Raw genomic sequence first — 14249 nt, 5'->3', positions numbered from 1 at the left:
AATAACAATGGGTGTTATTTTTTGTTTTAACCGGGTGACCTAGCCCCCCCCCCCCCCCCCCGGCGGGGGGGGGGGGGGGGCCCCCGCCCCCCCCCCCCCTCCCGTCCGTCCACTGGTTCCTGGGTACCGTGAACGGATGCTCCAGCCCGTCACCCGTCCCTTCGACACCCCTGCCGGCACGATCGAGGCGGTGGTCGACGGCGACGTGACCCGTGCGATGGGGATCCCCTACGCACGGGCGGCGCGCTTCGCGCCGCCGGAGCCGGAGCCGGCGTTCGCCGGACCGTTCCGCGCGGACACGCCGGCGCCCGTCCCGCCGCAGCCGACCGCGCTCCTCGTCGACCAGCTGCTGCCGCGGATGGACCACCTGCGGGTCGACGAGCACTGCCAACGCCTCACGGTCACGGTGCCCTCGGACCTGGGTGCGGACGACCGGCTGCCCGTGATGGTCTGGATCCACGGCGGGTCGTACGTCCTGGGCGGCGGCGACCTGCCGATCCACGACGCGCACGACCTCGTCACCGAGCAGCAGGTCGTCGTGGTGACGGTGACCTACCGGCTCGGCGTGCTCGGGTTCCTCGGCGACGGTGGGTCGGTGCCGGCCAACCTCGGGCTGCTCGACCTGGTCGAGGCGCTGCGCTGGGTGCAGCGCAACATCGCCGCGTTCGGCGGGGACCCCGGAACGGTCACCGTGTTCGGGCAGTCCGCCGGGGGCGACGCCGCCGCGCACCTGATGATCAGCGACGGGGCACGGGGACTCTTCCGTCGCGCGATCGTGCAGAGCGCACCGCTCGGCCTGTCCCGAGGGCGGGCACGGATGAACCGGGCGATGGTGCGGGCCGTGGGGACGGTGGCGGAGGACGCCCCGCTCGACACGGTCCTCGAGCGCCAGGAGCTCGCGACGAAGGCCGGTGCGCGGTACGGGCTCGCCGGGGGCATGCCGTTCGGGACGCAGTACGGCTTCGCGCCGCTGCCCGCCGAGCGGGACACGGACCGGGCCTGGCGCGCGGTCGCCCCCGACGTCGACGTGCTCATCGGCTCGGGGTCCGACGAGGCGGGCACGTACGTGCCGCTCGTGCCCGGCCTCGGGAGGGCGGCACGGTCGCGACTCGTGCGACCCCTGCTGCGCTGGCTGCTCGTCCGACCGCTGACCGAGCTCATCTACGGGCGCGACGCCCGCCGGTTCGCCCGACGGCACCGGGCGGCCGGCGGACGCGCGACCGTCTACCGGCTGCTGCGGCACCCGTCGGTGGCGCCGGTGGGTGCCGTCCACATGAGCGACCTGCCGCTGCTGCTCGGCGGTCGGGAGGTGTGGGGCGGCAGCCGCTTCGTCCCCTTGCGCGACCTGGCGGAGGTGGAGCGGCGCGGGCGGGCCTTCCGTGCGGTGTGGGCGGAGTTCGCCCGGACGGGCACCGTGACCGCGCCGGACGACGAGACGCTCGTGTTCGACCGGGGCTGACCGAGCCTGGTGGTCACGCCCGGGTCGCCTCGGCCGGGGATCGGTGACGCCCCCGAACGGGCGGTCGCGGCGGTTCGCGCGCCCGTGCAGGATCGACGCATGCCCGAGAGCGACGTCGACCTCCGCGCCCGCATCGTCCGCGGTGCCGCCGACGCGTACCGGGCGACGGACTTCCACCAGGTCGGGCCGGCGGAGGTCGCGGCGCACGCCGGGGTCACCGTCGACGAGGTCCGGCGGGCCTTCCCGTCCTGGGACCTCCTCGTCGTCGCGGTGGTCGACCGCTGGGGCAACGGCGGGCGACGGGCCACCTGGAGCGTGGCGGAGCGGCACGGTGCGGTCGCGTACCTGCGCGCACGCCTGGAGGACGGGCAGCGCGAGCCCGGGCTCGTGCGGCTCCGGATCGCCCTGCTGAGCGCCGCCTCCGCACCGGGGCACCCGGCGTCCGGGTGGTTCCGGCACCAGTACACGAGTTCGTTCGAGGACGTCGCCCTCGCCCTCGTGCGCGACGTCGTCGCCGGACGGGAGACGCGGGGCACCTCCCCGCGGCACGCCGCCGAGCAGCTCGTCGCGCTCTTCGAGGGGCTGCAGCTGCAGGCGATGCTCCTCGACGGGACGGACCTGCTCGCCGGCTGGGACCGGGCCGTCGCGCGCCTGCGGGCGGGATGGGCCGGCGCGGCCGTCACGGCCTGAACGGCACGACGACCTGAGCAGCACGACGGCCTGAGCAGGCCCGGTGGGCGTCCGCCTCGTCGCGTCCTGCTAGCGGGCCTCCCGCTCCGTCCCGCGACCGGTCCACCGGTGGTTCGTGAGGAGGACCACCGCCCCCGCGACGAGCGCGACCGCGACGAGGGTCGGCACGCGGAAGGCCAGCGCCGTGACGACGTCCGTCGCACCGCCGCCGGCCAGCACGACCCGGACCCCGACGACGAGGGCGGCGCCGACGACCCCGACGAGGGCGACCACCGGCACCGCGACCTCGACCCTGCCGAGTGGACGGACCGCACGGGCCTCGGCCCGACGCCACCACACCACCGCGGCGACGAGCAACGCGAGCAGCCCGAGCACGCTCGACGCGTCCTGCAGGAGGAACGGCAGCGGGTACGTGCCGACGGTCGCGTCCCGGAGCGCCGGCCAGGCGCGCACCACGAACCCCGACTCGTGCGTGAAGCCGTCCCACAGGACGTGCGTCACGCTCCCGAGCACGCAGCCGACGAGCACGGGGACGACGTCGCGGAAGGTGAGGGTCGGACGCCGGTGCCACGCCGCGGGCAGCCGTCGCCGGGCGGCCGGCGCGACCGGGGTCCAGGCCGGCCGGACGAGGAACCACCACACCGCGAGCACCACGAGGGAGACGGCGAGGTCGATCGTCAGGACGCCCCACCAGGAGTGTGCCGCGTCGTACGGCGGCAGGAACGGGGCGAAGAGCACGGCGTCGGGCGCCATCGACCCGACCGCGACGGCGGCGACCGGCAGGGGCAGCCGACGCACGCCCAGGGCGACGACCGCGTGGCTCACGGTGAAGGGCACGGTCGGGTCCTCGTCATCGTCATCGGGCCAGGTGCGTCCGGTGCATGAACCACACGACGCCCTCGGCCAGGGCGACACCGGCGGTGTGCCAGTCGTGTCCACCATCCTCGACCACGCGTTCGGTCACGGCGACCCCGGCGGCACGGGCGGCGGCCGCGACCCGGGGCACCACCGGCCCGTAGCGGGTGTCGTCGGCACCCGCTGCGATGAACGCCGCGGAGTCGGGGTAGGGCGCGTGCTCGGCGAGCACCCGGAGGGGTTGTGCCGCCCGGAAGGCCGCACTGTCGCCGCGGAAACCCCTCGTGATGGTGTCGTCACGATCGCGCAGCACCGGCCCGAGCTGCCCGGAGACGTCGATCCACGAGCCGAAGCGGTCCGGCCGTCCGGCCCCGAGCTGCAGGGCGCAGGTGCCGCCCTGCGAGAACCCCGAGACCGCCCAGTCGGCGCCGTCGGTCGCCGCGTGCAGATGCGCCTGCACCCACGCCGGGACGTCCCGCGTCAGGTAGGTCGCGCTGTTGCCGAGCGGACCGTCGACGCACATCGGGTTGTTCGTCGCCTCGGCGAGCTGGTCCGGCATCACCACGATCGGGGCGAGCCCGTGGTGCCGCCGTGCGACCTCGTCGAGCCGGTCCGCCATCCGTCCGGCCTCGAGGATGTTCGCCGGGGCCGCTCCCGGGCCCTGCCCGGACAGCATCACGACGACGGGGAGTTCCGGGGCGTGGTCGACCAGTGCGGCCGGCGGCAACCACACGAGCGCCGGACGCGCGCGGAAGTGCGACACCGTCCCGGGGATCCGCACCGAACCGTACCGACCGTGTGCGGGCAGGTCGTGCGGCGGCCGCCAGTCCGAGGCGTCGGCGAGCCGAGGCCCGGGGTGCGGGTCCATGGGCAGCCGGAGTGCCGGCACGTGGGACTCGCCCAGCGCGTCCGCGATCGTCGGGAAGAGTCCCGCGTCGCGGTTCACCGCGAGTCCGCCTGAGACGAGCGCGAGCGGCACCAGCAGGACCGCCACCGTCCGGGCGAGCAGGCGTCCGCGCACGAGCCCGACCACCGCGACGGCGAGCAGGGCGCACACGACCCCGGTCCACACCCGGTCGACCCAGGTGGGCGGGATGCCGAGCACGTCCAGCACGTCGCCGAGGAACCACGACAGCAGCGTCCCGAGCAGCGCGCCCGCGACGACCGCCACCGCGATCCACCGCCACGACCGGCGCACCGCGGCGGCGACGACCACCGCGGCCAGCAGGGTCACCGCGTACAGCGGCAGGAGCACGTGGGCGGAGAGGAGCGGCAGGGTCGTCACGGGTGGTTCCGGCGGTCGGGGCCCTCCCGGGTGCCGGCGGCGGGGGACGGGCGGGAGCGGCGTCGTCCCGCGACCGTAGCGAGCGGAGGTGTCCGCACGGCCCCGGGATCGAGCTTCCTCGGCGCCTTCCCGGCTGACCCTGAGCAGGCCCGCACCGAACGTGGCCGGGTGACGGGACCGCCGTGTCCGGTCGGCCACCGATCGGCGGCCGACGGTGGACGGGACCGGGGGCTCCTGCCCGGCGTCAGCGGCGCGTCTCGGAGCCGCCGACGGTCCGTGCTGGCAGGGTCGGCGGATGGAGTACACGGACTACGACACCCGGCTCGCCGCCTACGCGGTGGTCACCGAGGGCGACCGCGTGCTCCTCGCCCGCCTGCGCGTCCCCGAGGCCGGGACGTGGACGCTCCCCGGCGGCGGGGTCGAGTTCGACGAGACCGTCGAGCAGGCCGTCGTGCGCGAGGTCCTCGAGGAGACCGGGTACGAGGCCACCTGCGGCCGCCTGCTCGGCGTGCGGCACCACATCGTTCCGAAGGAGCGCCGGATGCACGACAACGGTCGGCCGATGAAGGCGGTGCAGGTGGTCTTCCGGGCGACCGTCACCGGCGGCACCCTGCGCAACGAGACCGACGGCTCGACGGACGAGGCCGCGTGGGTGCCGGTCGCGGAGCTGCCCCGTCGTCGGCACGGGCTGCTCGTCCCGATCGCCCTCGGCTGGGCGGGGGCCCTGCGCGCCTGAGCGCGGTCCCCCGCCCGTCCCGCTGCCGATCGCCCGGACCACTGACCACCGACCGCTGACCGCCGAGGGCGTCCGGGTACCCTCGGCGGCGTGACGAACCGAGGAGGACGGACGTGAGCGGTGCTGCCACCGACCTGTCCGCGCGCCTCTGGGACGAACGCGACGTGCTCGGGCGTCTGGTCCTCGCGGTCGACGACGCGGCCCGCGCCGACCCCCTGCTCGACCGGTTGCAGACGCTGCGCCTCGAGCAGGACGTCCTCGTGCACGCCCTCGCCGAGCAGTGGGGGGCCGCCCCGGACACCGCCACGCTCCGGACCCTGGAACGCGTCGCGCCACCGCCGTGGGACCTGCTCCTGCCGGACCACCTGGCGGCGCTGACGACGCTGACGGCCGAGCTCGACGGCATCGTGCCCGTCGGTCCGGTCGGGGACCGGTGGGACCGCCTGCGGTCCGCCCCGCGCTGAACCGGATCGGGCGCCGGTCCCGGCCGCGTCAGGACTCGAGCACGCTGAGCACGTTGCCCGACGGGTCCGTGAACCAGGCGATGAGCGGGCCGCCCCGTCGGTTCACGCCCCGCTCGTCGGTGACGCCCTCGTACCGGAGGAACGCGACCCCCTTCGCCGTGAGCTCGTCGACCGCGGCGTCGACGTCCGGCACGGGGAAGTTCAGCACCGTGAAGGACGCCGGTTCGTGCGCCGGACCCTTCGGGTACACCAGCACCCCGGGACCGTCGCCGACCTCGAGCACGAGCATGCCGTGGTCCTCGCGGACGGGGAGCCCGAGCACGCCCTCGTAGAAGGCCCGGGCCTCGGGCACGTCACGGACCGAGAACCCGCTGAACGCCGTCGTCGCGTCGACCATGCGGCCAGTGAACCACCCGGCCTGCGAGGATGGACGCGTGACCGGTACCGAGCTGTCCGTCGACGACGCCGTCGACCGGGCCGTCGCGCTCGCCGCAGCACCAGGGCGGGCGGTCCTCGGCATCACCGGTGCGCCCGGCGCGGGCAAGTCGACCCTCGCCCGGCGGATCGTCGCCGCCGTCGACGTCGCCCACGGCACCGGGACGGCCGTGCAGGTGCCGATGGACGGCTTCCACCTGACGAACGCGGCACTCGACGCCCTCGGTCGTCGTGGTCGGAAGGGCGCGGTCGACACGTTCGACGCCGGCGGGTACGTCGCGCTCGTGCGTCGCCTGGTGGCCGCGGACGAGGACGTCGTCTGGGCCCCGGACTTCGACCGTCGCGTCGACGAACCCGTGGCCGGGAGCATCCCCGTGCCCCGTTCGACCCGGCTCGTGGTCACCGAGGGCAACTACCTGCTCGACGCCGACGAGCCCTGGTCGGCCCTGCCGACCCTGTTCACCGAGACCTGGGCGTGCGTCGTCGACGACCGTGTCCGCGTCGACCGCCTGGTCGGGCGGCACATGCGCCACGGACGCGACCACGAGGCGGCCCGCAGCTGGGCGCTCGAGGTCGACGGCGTGAACGCGGCGAGGGTCGCGACCACGGTGACCCGTGCCTCCCGGACGGTCCTGACCTGACCTGACCCGACCCACCAGCCCGCCGACACGACAGGAGCGACCATGACCATCGCCATCACCGGGGCCACCGGCAACATCGGCGGCGCCGTCGCCCGCGCGCTCGCCGCGGCGGGCACGCCCGTCCGCCTGCTCGTCCGCGACGCGTCCCGGGCACCGGACCTCCCCGGCGCGGAGGTCGCGGTGGCGTCCTTCGCCGACGCGGGCGCCAGCCGTGCCGCGCTCGAGGGCGTGGACCTGCTCCTCATGGTCTCCGGCGCCGAGGCGCGGGACCGTCTCGACCAGCACCGCACCTTCGTGGCGGCGGCCGCCGACGCCGGCGTCGGGCACGTCGTCTACACGTCCTTCGTCGGCGCGGCCCCCGACGCGACGTTCACGCTGGGTCGGGACCACTGGGCGACCGAGCGGGCGATCGAGGAGTCGGGCTCGGCACACACCTTCCTGCGGGACTCGTTCTACCTGGACTTCGTCGAGGACCTGGTCGGCGAGGACGGCGTGATCCGCGGGCCGGCGGGGGTCGGTGCGATGGCCGCGGTCGCCCGGGCGGACGTCGCACGGGTCGCCACCGAGGTGCTGCTCCACCCGGACGAGCACCGTGACCGCACCTACGAGCTGACCGGACCCGAGGCGATCACTCTCGCGCAGGCCGCCGCCACCGTGTCCGAGGTCCGCGGCCGTGCGGTCACGTACCACCCGGAGTCGGTGGAGGAGGCGTACGCATCGCGGGCGCGGTGGAACCCGGAGCCCTGGCAGGCGGACGCCTGGGTGAGCACGTACACCGCGATCGCCGAGGGTGCGCTCGCGCACGTGTCGACGGACGTCGAGCGCGTGACCGGTCGACGTCCGCTGTCCCTGCGCGAGGTCCTGCAGGCCGGCTGACCCGCCGAGGGAGAACGATCGTTCTTCCCGCGTTGTGGGTCTCGTGGTACCCGCCGACGAGGTGGTCGACTGTGCGGGTGTCCGGCGCTCGCGCCGGGATCGCTGCAGCCCCCCGGGGGCGGCGGTCGACGTGTCTGGCTGTGTTCGGGTCACAGCCAGGCACCGCACCCAGCGCCGCACCCAGCGGCCGGCCAGACGCCTGTCCGGATGACGCACGCACCTGGGAGCGTCTCCGACCGCGCCTCGTAGTGTCGTCGGCGCTACTCCGCGCCGTACCCTGCGCGGAAGCCCGGATCCCTGTTCCCGGGCTGGTCTCGTCTCACCCAGCGTCGGACCCGACGGCGCCGTAGCGCGAGGGTGCCCGCCCGTGACCCGAACACCTACGGGCACCCTCGCAACCCCCGACCGGTGGTCGGTCCTGGTCAGGCGTGCCGCTCCCGGGCGGCTCGGAGCGTCTCGCCCGGGAGCTCGCCGAACTCCTCGCGGTACGCACCCGAGAACCGGCCGAGGTGCGTGATCCCGACGGACCGCGCGACGTCCGCGACCGCGGCGTGCTGTCCGGTCTCGAGCTGCTGCCGGGCCATCAGGAGCCGGACGCTCCGCAGGTAGGCCATGGGGGTGGTGCCGTGGATGCGCTGGAACGCGCTCTGCAGGCCGCGCACGCTCATCCCGGCGGCCGCGGCGACGTCGTCGACGGTGATGCGCTCGGCGACGTGGTCGAGGAGGAACGTCTCGGCGTCGGCGAGCCCGGCGTGGGCGGTCCGCGGTGCGTCGACCCGCGCGGGCCAGTGCGGGATCGCGGTGAGCAGGCCCGCGGCGGCCATCGCGGCGAGCTCGTGCTCGCGTGCCAGGGAGACCTCGCCCGTGGTGCCGAGGATCTCCGCGGCGACGGTGCGGACCATCAGCCACCACGCGGCGAGCGGTGCCCCGTCCGGGATGTGGTTCGGCTCGAACTCGAGCGGCCCCGGCTCCCACCCGCCGCGCTCGGCGGCGACGCGCTCGACGACCTCACGGTCGATGCGCAGGACGTCCTTCTGGAACCGGTCCCACTGCACCTGCTGGCGACCGGGCGAGTACAGGACCGGACGACCGATCGGCAGCTGCTGCCCACCCACCACCGCGTGGCCGGCCTTCAACCAGACCAGGACGATCGCAGCGGTCGCGTCGACCTCGCCGCGCACCGTGCCGGTGCAGCTGGTCGACTCGAGGGTCAGCAGCGGCGTGCCGGTCAGGGTCTCCTCGAACGTGAAGTCGCTGCTGCCGGTCACCTCGAGGCCGCGCACCAGGAAGGTGTGCAGGATCGCGTTCCGGGCGGTCGCGGTGTCGCGGGTCCGCGTCACGAGGCGCGTCCGCGCGATGGTGGCGGCGACCGGGTCGTCGTCGTGGTCGTGCATGCGTCCGTTCCTCAGCTGCGGCGGAGGGTGTCGCGGGGGTACTCCCCGTGCTGTTCGGCGTAGGAGGCGGAGAACCGACCGGCGTGCGCGAAGCCCCAGTGCCGCGCGACGTCGGCGATGTTCGTCGTCGCCGGGTCGCCGGCGAGCAGCGCGTCCCGCACCCGGTCGAGCCGGACGTGCCGGATGTACCCGTTCGGGCTCATCGCGACGGTGCGCTGGAAGGCGTGCTGCAGGGCACGGAGGCTGAGGTTCGCGACCGAGGCCACGTCGGCCGTGGTGATCGGCAGGTGGGCGTGCTCGTGCACGTACTCCACGGCGGTGCGGACGTGGCTGTTCTTCGGCAGCAGCAGGTCGGCCGGCAGCGACGCGGAGACCACCGGGTACAGCTCGAGCAGGGCGAGCGCCCCCAGTCGGCCCATCTCGGCCTGCAGGAGCGGTGACGCCTGACGGTCCATCACCGTGTGGGAGATGAGCTGCACGCTGCTGCGCCACACCTGCAGGGCCCGGTCGTCCGGTCGGACCGTGTGGTCGAGTCGCAGGGCACCTGGTGCCGTGCCGCGCTCGCCCGCCACGGTCTCGAGCGCCGCACGGTTCACCTGGACGATGCGCTGGTCGTAGTCGTCGTACGAGAACACCGCACCCTGCTGCGGCCAGAGCTGCGGCCGACCGGGCTCCATCCGGACCTGGTCGTCACCGGTGCCGATCGTCGCGGTGCCCTTCGTCGTCCACTGCACGACGAAGTCCTCGGACGGAGTCATCACGCCGTCGAGGTGTCCGTCGAACCGGATCGTCCGGAGCGTCATGGAACGGTCGCCGACCGCGGTGTACCGGAACGAGAACGGCTGCCGGGTCTGGTCGGCACTCCACTGCTGGCCCGCGTACGCCTCGGCGAGGAAGTCGCGAGCGACGTCGAGGTCGGTGCTCTGCGTCGCTTCCTGGACACGGGTCGGGTTCGGGTCATCCATGGGGTGGCAGCAGTGTGCCGGAGGAACCGGGCAGGGGCCGACCAGTATCCGGAACGCGTCAGGATCTGACCCAACCGGCGCCGTCCCCTCGCAGCCGCATCCGCTATCCGACGATCCCGCATCCGCTATCCGACGAGGTCGCCGCCGTCGGTCGCGGTCGTCCCCGCCCGCGCCGTACGGTCGGACCACCGCCCGACGCCACTCCTGATCCGGCGCCGAGCAGAACGAGGGACACCCGCATGACCACCATCACCGCCACCGACCTCCAGGTCGCGCCGACGACCGCGCACGACGCCGTGTCGCTCCGTCGCCGTCGCCGTCCGGCACAGCGCAGCCCCTTCACCGAGGTCCTCGAGGCGCGTCGGCAGCACACCCTGCAGGTGGCAGCCGTGAGTTCCGGCATCCTGTCCGTCACCGTCGCGGCCTCCGCGGCGATCATCCTCACCCTCTCCGCATGAGCGCCCTGCTCGCGCACGACGACCTGGCCACCCAGGCCATCGACATGACCGCCCTCCTCGCAGAACAGGACCGAACCGATGCGTGACCGCCACGACCTCGCCGCCCTCCGCCAGGACCCCACCGAGTGGCACCGCCGCGGCATGACCGCCCCGGCGGAGCTCGACCGGATGATCTCCGAGCGCCTCGGGGCGCAGTTCTCCAGCACCGCCCGCTCCGCCTTCGAACCGTCCTACGCGGACTTCTTCACCGCGGCCTGATCCCGGCCGCGCCCGACCCGGGTGCCGGTCAGCACCCCGATCGGACCCCGCACAACGGACACGTCACACCATGACCCTCCTCACCCTCACGCCCTCCCACCGCGAGACCGACGTGCAGCGCGCCGCCTCCGGTGCCGCCGACGCCCTCTTCACCGAGCGCGGTGTCATCCCGGTCACCCTCGAGGAGGTCGCTGACCGCGCGGGGCTGACCCTCGCCGAGCTCACCGCCGCCTACCCGACCAAGCGCGAGCTGGTCGTCGCCGTGCTCCAGCGGTGGCACGGAGCCTGGCGCCGGGCGCTGGACCGGATCGCGTCGTCCGAGAGCGATCCGCGGGACGAGGTCCTCGCGATCTTCGGGTACCTCGAGGAGTGCTTCGAGGACGAGGGGTGGCGCGGCTGCGCCTTCATCAACGGCCACGCGGAGCTCGGTCGGCAGGACCCGGGCGTCGCCGAGCTCGCGCGCGAGCACTTCCTCGACGTCCAGCGGCACCTCACGCTCGTCTGCGAGCGGGGCGCGATGCCGGCGCACATCGCGCAGGGCCTGTCGCTCCTGATCGAGGGCGCGCGCGTCGAGTCCGCCGTCCAGCGGTCCGCGCAGCCGGCGCGCTCCGCTCGGCTGGCCGCCGCCGTGCTCATGTCGGTCTACGAGTCGCGTCCGACCTTCTGAGGCCCGGGCGGGCGGTCGCCGGCTCGTGGTGCGGCGCGCTCCCGCACCACGGAAGGCCCGTCGCGCCGCGTGATCTCGTGGCGCGACGCGCTCCTCGTCGTGCACGTGCTGCTGCCGGCTGCGCGGGCTGCGGGCTGCGCGGCTGTGGGGCTCCGGCCGGGAGGCTCGGCGCACGTCCGCCTCGGCGGCGCGCGGTGACCCCGTGGTGCGGCGCGCTTCCGCACCACTGCAGGCACGTCGCGCCGCGTGATCTCGTGGCGCGAGGTGCTCCCGGTTGTGCACGCGCCCGCCGAACACGCGCCCGCGCGCGCCGCAGCCGCAGCGCCCGCGTCAGTCGACGCGACGCGCCGCGATCGTCCCCGCGACGCCGAGCGTCAGCACCGCGACGAGCACGACGAGCAGGGGTGCCGTCCAGTTCCCGGTCGCACCGTGCAGGGACCCGGCGACGAGCGGCCCCGCCGAGCCGATCAGGTACCCGCCGCCCTGCACGAACGCGGACATCCGCCGGGCGTCGTCGTCGCTCGTCACGATCCGGACGATCACGATGAAGATGACCGTGATGCCCCCGCCCTGCGCGGCCCCGCCGAGGATCGACCAGAGCAGCCAGAGCTGCGGTGCGAACAGCAGCCCGAGCGGCATCGCGAGCCACAGGAAGCCCACCAGGGCGATGATCCCGCGCGGCCGGAACCGGGTCGCGAGCACCGGGACCCCGAGTGCGCCGACGACCGCCATGATCTGGAACACCGACGAGCTCGCGCCGGACGACTCGGCCGAGAAGCCGATCTCGTCGTGCAGCAGGGTCGGGATCCACGCCGTGAGCGCGTAGTACGAGAACGCCTGCCCGCCGAAGGCCAGCGTCAGCCCCCACGTGATGAGCCGTCGGGCCGGTCGCACCGGCTCGGCCGCGGCACCGGACCGCGAGGCGGACGCGACGGTGCGGATCGACCCGGTCTCGGTCAGCAGCTCGACGGGCCCCGTGGCCGCGACGGGCTCGTGGTGCAGCGGCCGGAGCCACGCGGCCCGGGCGCCGACGGTGTACGTCCACGCGAGTCCGGCGACGACGGCGAAGACCGCCCACACGGCGATCGCGACGGGCCAGCCCCACGCGGCGGCGATCGGCGCGGTGCCGAGCGAGGTGATCATCGACCCGACGTTGAGCGCCGACGTGTACACGCCCGTGACGATGCCGACGCGCTCGGGGGAGGTGTCCCGCCGGATGACCACCGGGACGACCACGTTGCCGATCGTGATGCCGATGCCGATCACCGCGGTGCCGACGAGCAGCGCGGCCGACGACGGCAGCGACCGCACGACCGTGCCCACGAGCACGATGAGGAGCGAGAGCGAGACCGCCCGCTCGGGGTCGGCCTTCGCGATGACCCAGCTCGCGAACGGCGTCGCGAGCGAGAAGCACAGCACCGGGATCGTCGTGAGGAGCCCGGCGATCGTCGCGGTCAGGCCGAGGTCGACCCGGACCTCGCCGATCACCGGCGCCGGCGCGACGATCGGGCCGCGGAAGTTCAGGGCGATGAGGACGATCGCGGCGGGCAGCAGCCAGGCGGCCCCGCGGAGTCCGCGGCGGACCGCGGTGCCGTCCGTCACGAGGCGGGCAGCAGGATCGGCAGCAGGTCGAGCGGGGTCGCGGCCTGCGCCACGGTCCCCTCGGCCTCGGACGGGGCACCGTAGCCCCACTCGGCGAAGACCACCGGGACGCCGTGCACGCGGGCGCCCTCGACGTCGTGCAACCGGTCGCCGACCAGCACCGGGCGGCTGACGTCGTGGCCAGCAGCCTCCAGGCGGCGCAGGGCCTCGGCGACGACGTCGGCCTTGGCGCTGCGGACCTCGTCGTCGCTGGCGCCGGTGACGAAGTCGATGTACCGCGTCAGGCCGTAGTGGTCGAGGATGACGGTCGCCGGGGTCTCGGGCTTGCTCGTCGCGGTCGAGATCGGCAGCCCGGCCTCGTGCAGGGTGCGGAGGACCACGTCGATCCCGGGGAACATCGCCGAGTCGAGCGCGCCGCGGGACAGGTAGTGCTCGCGGTAGACGGCGAGCGTGTGCTCCGCCTGCGCGTCGTCCATGCCCATCGCGGTCCGGAAGGTGTCCATGATCGGCGGGCCGACGAACGACATCAGCGTCGCGTGGTCGGGCACGGGCACGCCGACCGTCCGGAAGGTGTGCGTCATGCTCTCGAGGATCCCCGGAGCGGAGTCACTGATGGTGCCGTCGAGGTCGAACAGGATGGCGGTGTACGGGCGCGTCATGTCCTGCTCAGCCTAGTCGGGGCGGTGGCGGCGACCACGGGACGGCCGCAGCGGGGTGGCGGACCGCAGCCGCGCCTCCCGGCCGGACGTCAGAACCGGCCGGACGTCAGAAGAGGCGGGTGTGCCCGCCCTCGATGCCGCGCATCGCGTCGTAGTCGAGCACCAGGACGCGGATGCCGCGGTCCTCGGCGAGGGTGCGCGCCTGCGGTGCCACCGTCTGCGCGGCGAGCACGCCCTGCACCGGACGGAGGTGCGGGTCGCGGTTCATGAGCTCGAGGTACCGGGTGAGCTGCTCGACGGCGTCGATGTTCGCGTTGCGCTTCATCTCGACCGCGACGCTCGCCCCCGCGTCGTCGCGCGCCAGGATGTCGACCGGTCCGATGGCCGTCATGTACTCGCGGCGGACGAGCGTGTGCCCGTCACCGAGGAGCTCGATCTGCTCCGCGAGGAGCTGCTGCAGGTGCGCCTCGACGCCGTCCTTGACCAGGCCGGGGTCGGTGCCGAGGTCGTGGCTCTCGTCGGCGAGGACCTCGTACAGGCTCACGATGAGCTTGTCCTGCGTCTTCTTCTGCGTGACCGTCCACACCTGCGTGATGCCGGCACTTGCCTGCTCCTCGTCGGGCTCGCCGATCTCGACGGAGCACGGCGGGCTCATCCAGTTCAGCGGCTTGTAGCTGCCACCGTCGGAGTGGACGAGCAGCGAGCCGTCCGCCTTGAGCATGAGCAGGCGGGTCGCGAGCGGCAGGTGGGCCGACAGGCGTCCGGCGTAGTCGACGGAGCAGCGGGCGATGACGAGACGCACCCG

At 74.3% G+C, this 14249-nt stretch carries 17 protein-coding genes; 9 read left to right on the top strand and 8 right to left on the bottom strand.

All coding sequences use genetic code 11. The annotated features are described in order from the left end of the window. The first annotated feature begins 136 nt into the window (after nt 1-136). Both AB0N84_RS14090 and AB0N84_RS14085 read left to right on the top strand, forming a co-directional pair. A complete protein-coding gene (locus AB0N84_RS14090) occupies nt 137-1459 on the top strand; it encodes a carboxylesterase family protein (RefSeq protein ID WP_363547374.1) in 1323 nt (440 codons plus the stop codon). Between the two features lie 99 nt (nt 1460-1558). Beyond that, complete coding sequence (locus tag AB0N84_RS14085; RefSeq protein ID WP_182045885.1) at nt 1559-2149, top strand: TetR/AcrR family transcriptional regulator; 591 nt, start codon at nt 1559-1561, stop codon at nt 2147-2149. A 69-nt stretch (nt 2150-2218) separates the two neighbouring features. On the opposite strand, the gene AB0N84_RS14080 is transcribed toward AB0N84_RS14085, so the two are convergent. Both AB0N84_RS14080 and AB0N84_RS14075 read right to left on the bottom strand, forming a co-directional pair. Beyond that, on the bottom strand, nt 2219-2986 hold the full coding sequence (locus tag AB0N84_RS14080; RefSeq protein WP_363547371.1) for a DUF4184 family protein: 768 nt from the start codon (nt 2984-2986) through the stop codon (nt 2219-2221). 19 nt (nt 2987-3005) lie between these two features. Continuing rightward, complete coding sequence (locus tag AB0N84_RS14075) at nt 3006-4289, bottom strand: alpha/beta hydrolase-fold protein (RefSeq protein ID WP_363547368.1); 1284 nt, start codon at nt 4287-4289, stop codon at nt 3006-3008. 295 nt (nt 4290-4584) lie between these two features. Between AB0N84_RS14075 and AB0N84_RS14070 the strand changes: the two genes are divergently transcribed. Beyond that, nucleotides 4585-5025 carry an NUDIX domain-containing protein gene (locus AB0N84_RS14070; RefSeq protein ID WP_363547365.1) on the top strand — a complete coding sequence of 147 codons (441 nt, stop codon included), beginning with the start codon at nt 4585-4587 and terminating at the stop codon, nt 5023-5025. 113 nt (nt 5026-5138) lie between these two features. After that, the gene (locus AB0N84_RS14065) at nt 5139-5489 is read left to right on the top strand and encodes a hypothetical protein (protein WP_182045889.1); all 351 of its coding nucleotides are present in this window, start codon (nt 5139-5141) and stop codon (nt 5487-5489) included. Between the two features lie 28 nt (nt 5490-5517). Here the strand turns inward: AB0N84_RS14065 and AB0N84_RS14060 are convergent, their stop codons facing one another. After that, on the bottom strand, nt 5518-5886 hold the full coding sequence (locus AB0N84_RS14060; protein WP_182045890.1) for a VOC family protein: 369 nt from the start codon (nt 5884-5886) through the stop codon (nt 5518-5520). A gap of 37 nt (nt 5887-5923) precedes the next feature. On the opposite strand from AB0N84_RS14060, the gene AB0N84_RS14055 reads away from it, so the two are divergent. Both AB0N84_RS14055 and AB0N84_RS14050 read left to right on the top strand, forming a co-directional pair. Further along, nucleotides 5924-6565, top strand: coding sequence for a nucleoside/nucleotide kinase family protein (locus AB0N84_RS14055; RefSeq protein ID WP_363547361.1), 642 nt, complete (start codon nt 5924-5926; stop codon nt 6563-6565). A gap of 42 nt (nt 6566-6607) precedes the next feature. Further along, complete coding sequence (locus tag AB0N84_RS14050) at nt 6608-7441, top strand: NmrA family NAD(P)-binding protein (protein ID WP_363547358.1); 834 nt, start codon at nt 6608-6610, stop codon at nt 7439-7441. A 422-nt stretch (nt 7442-7863) separates the two neighbouring features. On the opposite strand, the gene AB0N84_RS14045 is transcribed toward AB0N84_RS14050, so the two are convergent. Both AB0N84_RS14045 and AB0N84_RS14040 read right to left on the bottom strand, forming a co-directional pair. After that, nucleotides 7864-8835 (bottom strand): helix-turn-helix transcriptional regulator, encoded by a 972-nt coding sequence (locus AB0N84_RS14045; protein ID WP_363547355.1) that lies wholly within the window; start codon nt 8833-8835, stop codon nt 7864-7866. Nucleotides 8836-8846: 11 nt separating this feature from the next. Further along, the gene (locus tag AB0N84_RS14040) at nt 8847-9800 is read right to left on the bottom strand and encodes an AraC family transcriptional regulator (RefSeq protein ID WP_363547352.1); all 954 of its coding nucleotides are present in this window, start codon (nt 9798-9800) and stop codon (nt 8847-8849) included. A 239-nt stretch (nt 9801-10039) separates the two neighbouring features. Between AB0N84_RS14040 and AB0N84_RS14035 the strand changes: the two genes are divergently transcribed. From AB0N84_RS14035 to AB0N84_RS14025, 3 genes are all read left to right on the top strand, one after another. Beyond that, nucleotides 10040-10258 (top strand): hypothetical protein, encoded by a 219-nt coding sequence (locus AB0N84_RS14035; RefSeq protein ID WP_069712696.1) that lies wholly within the window; start codon nt 10040-10042, stop codon nt 10256-10258. A 78-nt stretch (nt 10259-10336) separates the two neighbouring features. After that, complete coding sequence (locus AB0N84_RS14030) at nt 10337-10516, top strand: hypothetical protein (protein ID WP_069712697.1); 180 nt, start codon at nt 10337-10339, stop codon at nt 10514-10516. A gap of 70 nt (nt 10517-10586) precedes the next feature. Then, nucleotides 10587-11183, top strand: a complete 597-nt coding sequence (locus tag AB0N84_RS14025; RefSeq protein ID WP_182045895.1) for a TetR/AcrR family transcriptional regulator — start codon at nt 10587-10589, stop codon at nt 11181-11183. Nucleotides 11184-11513: 330 nt separating this feature from the next. Here AB0N84_RS14025 and AB0N84_RS14020 read toward each other — a convergent pair whose 3' ends face one another. The 3 genes from AB0N84_RS14020 to nucS form a co-directional block, all read right to left on the bottom strand. Next, complete coding sequence (locus tag AB0N84_RS14020; RefSeq protein ID WP_363547349.1) at nt 11514-12785, bottom strand: MFS transporter; 1272 nt, start codon at nt 12783-12785, stop codon at nt 11514-11516. Then, complete coding sequence (locus AB0N84_RS14015) at nt 12782-13444, bottom strand: HAD hydrolase-like protein (RefSeq protein WP_069712699.1); 663 nt, start codon at nt 13442-13444, stop codon at nt 12782-12784. The genes AB0N84_RS14020 and AB0N84_RS14015 overlap by 4 nt, the downstream gene beginning before the upstream one ends. A 106-nt stretch (nt 13445-13550) precedes the next feature. Then, nucleotides 13551-14246: an endonuclease NucS gene (nucS, locus tag AB0N84_RS14010; protein ID WP_069712700.1), complete on the bottom strand. Its 696-nt coding sequence runs from the start codon at nt 14244-14246 to the stop codon at nt 13551-13553. Nucleotides 14247-14249: the final 3 nt, after the last annotated feature.

Source organism: Curtobacterium sp. NPDC089185 (genome assembly GCF_040685235.1).
Lineage (GTDB): Bacteria > Actinomycetota > Actinomycetes > Actinomycetales > Microbacteriaceae > Curtobacterium > Curtobacterium citri.
This window is presented reverse-complemented; position numbering and strand designations above follow the sequence as displayed.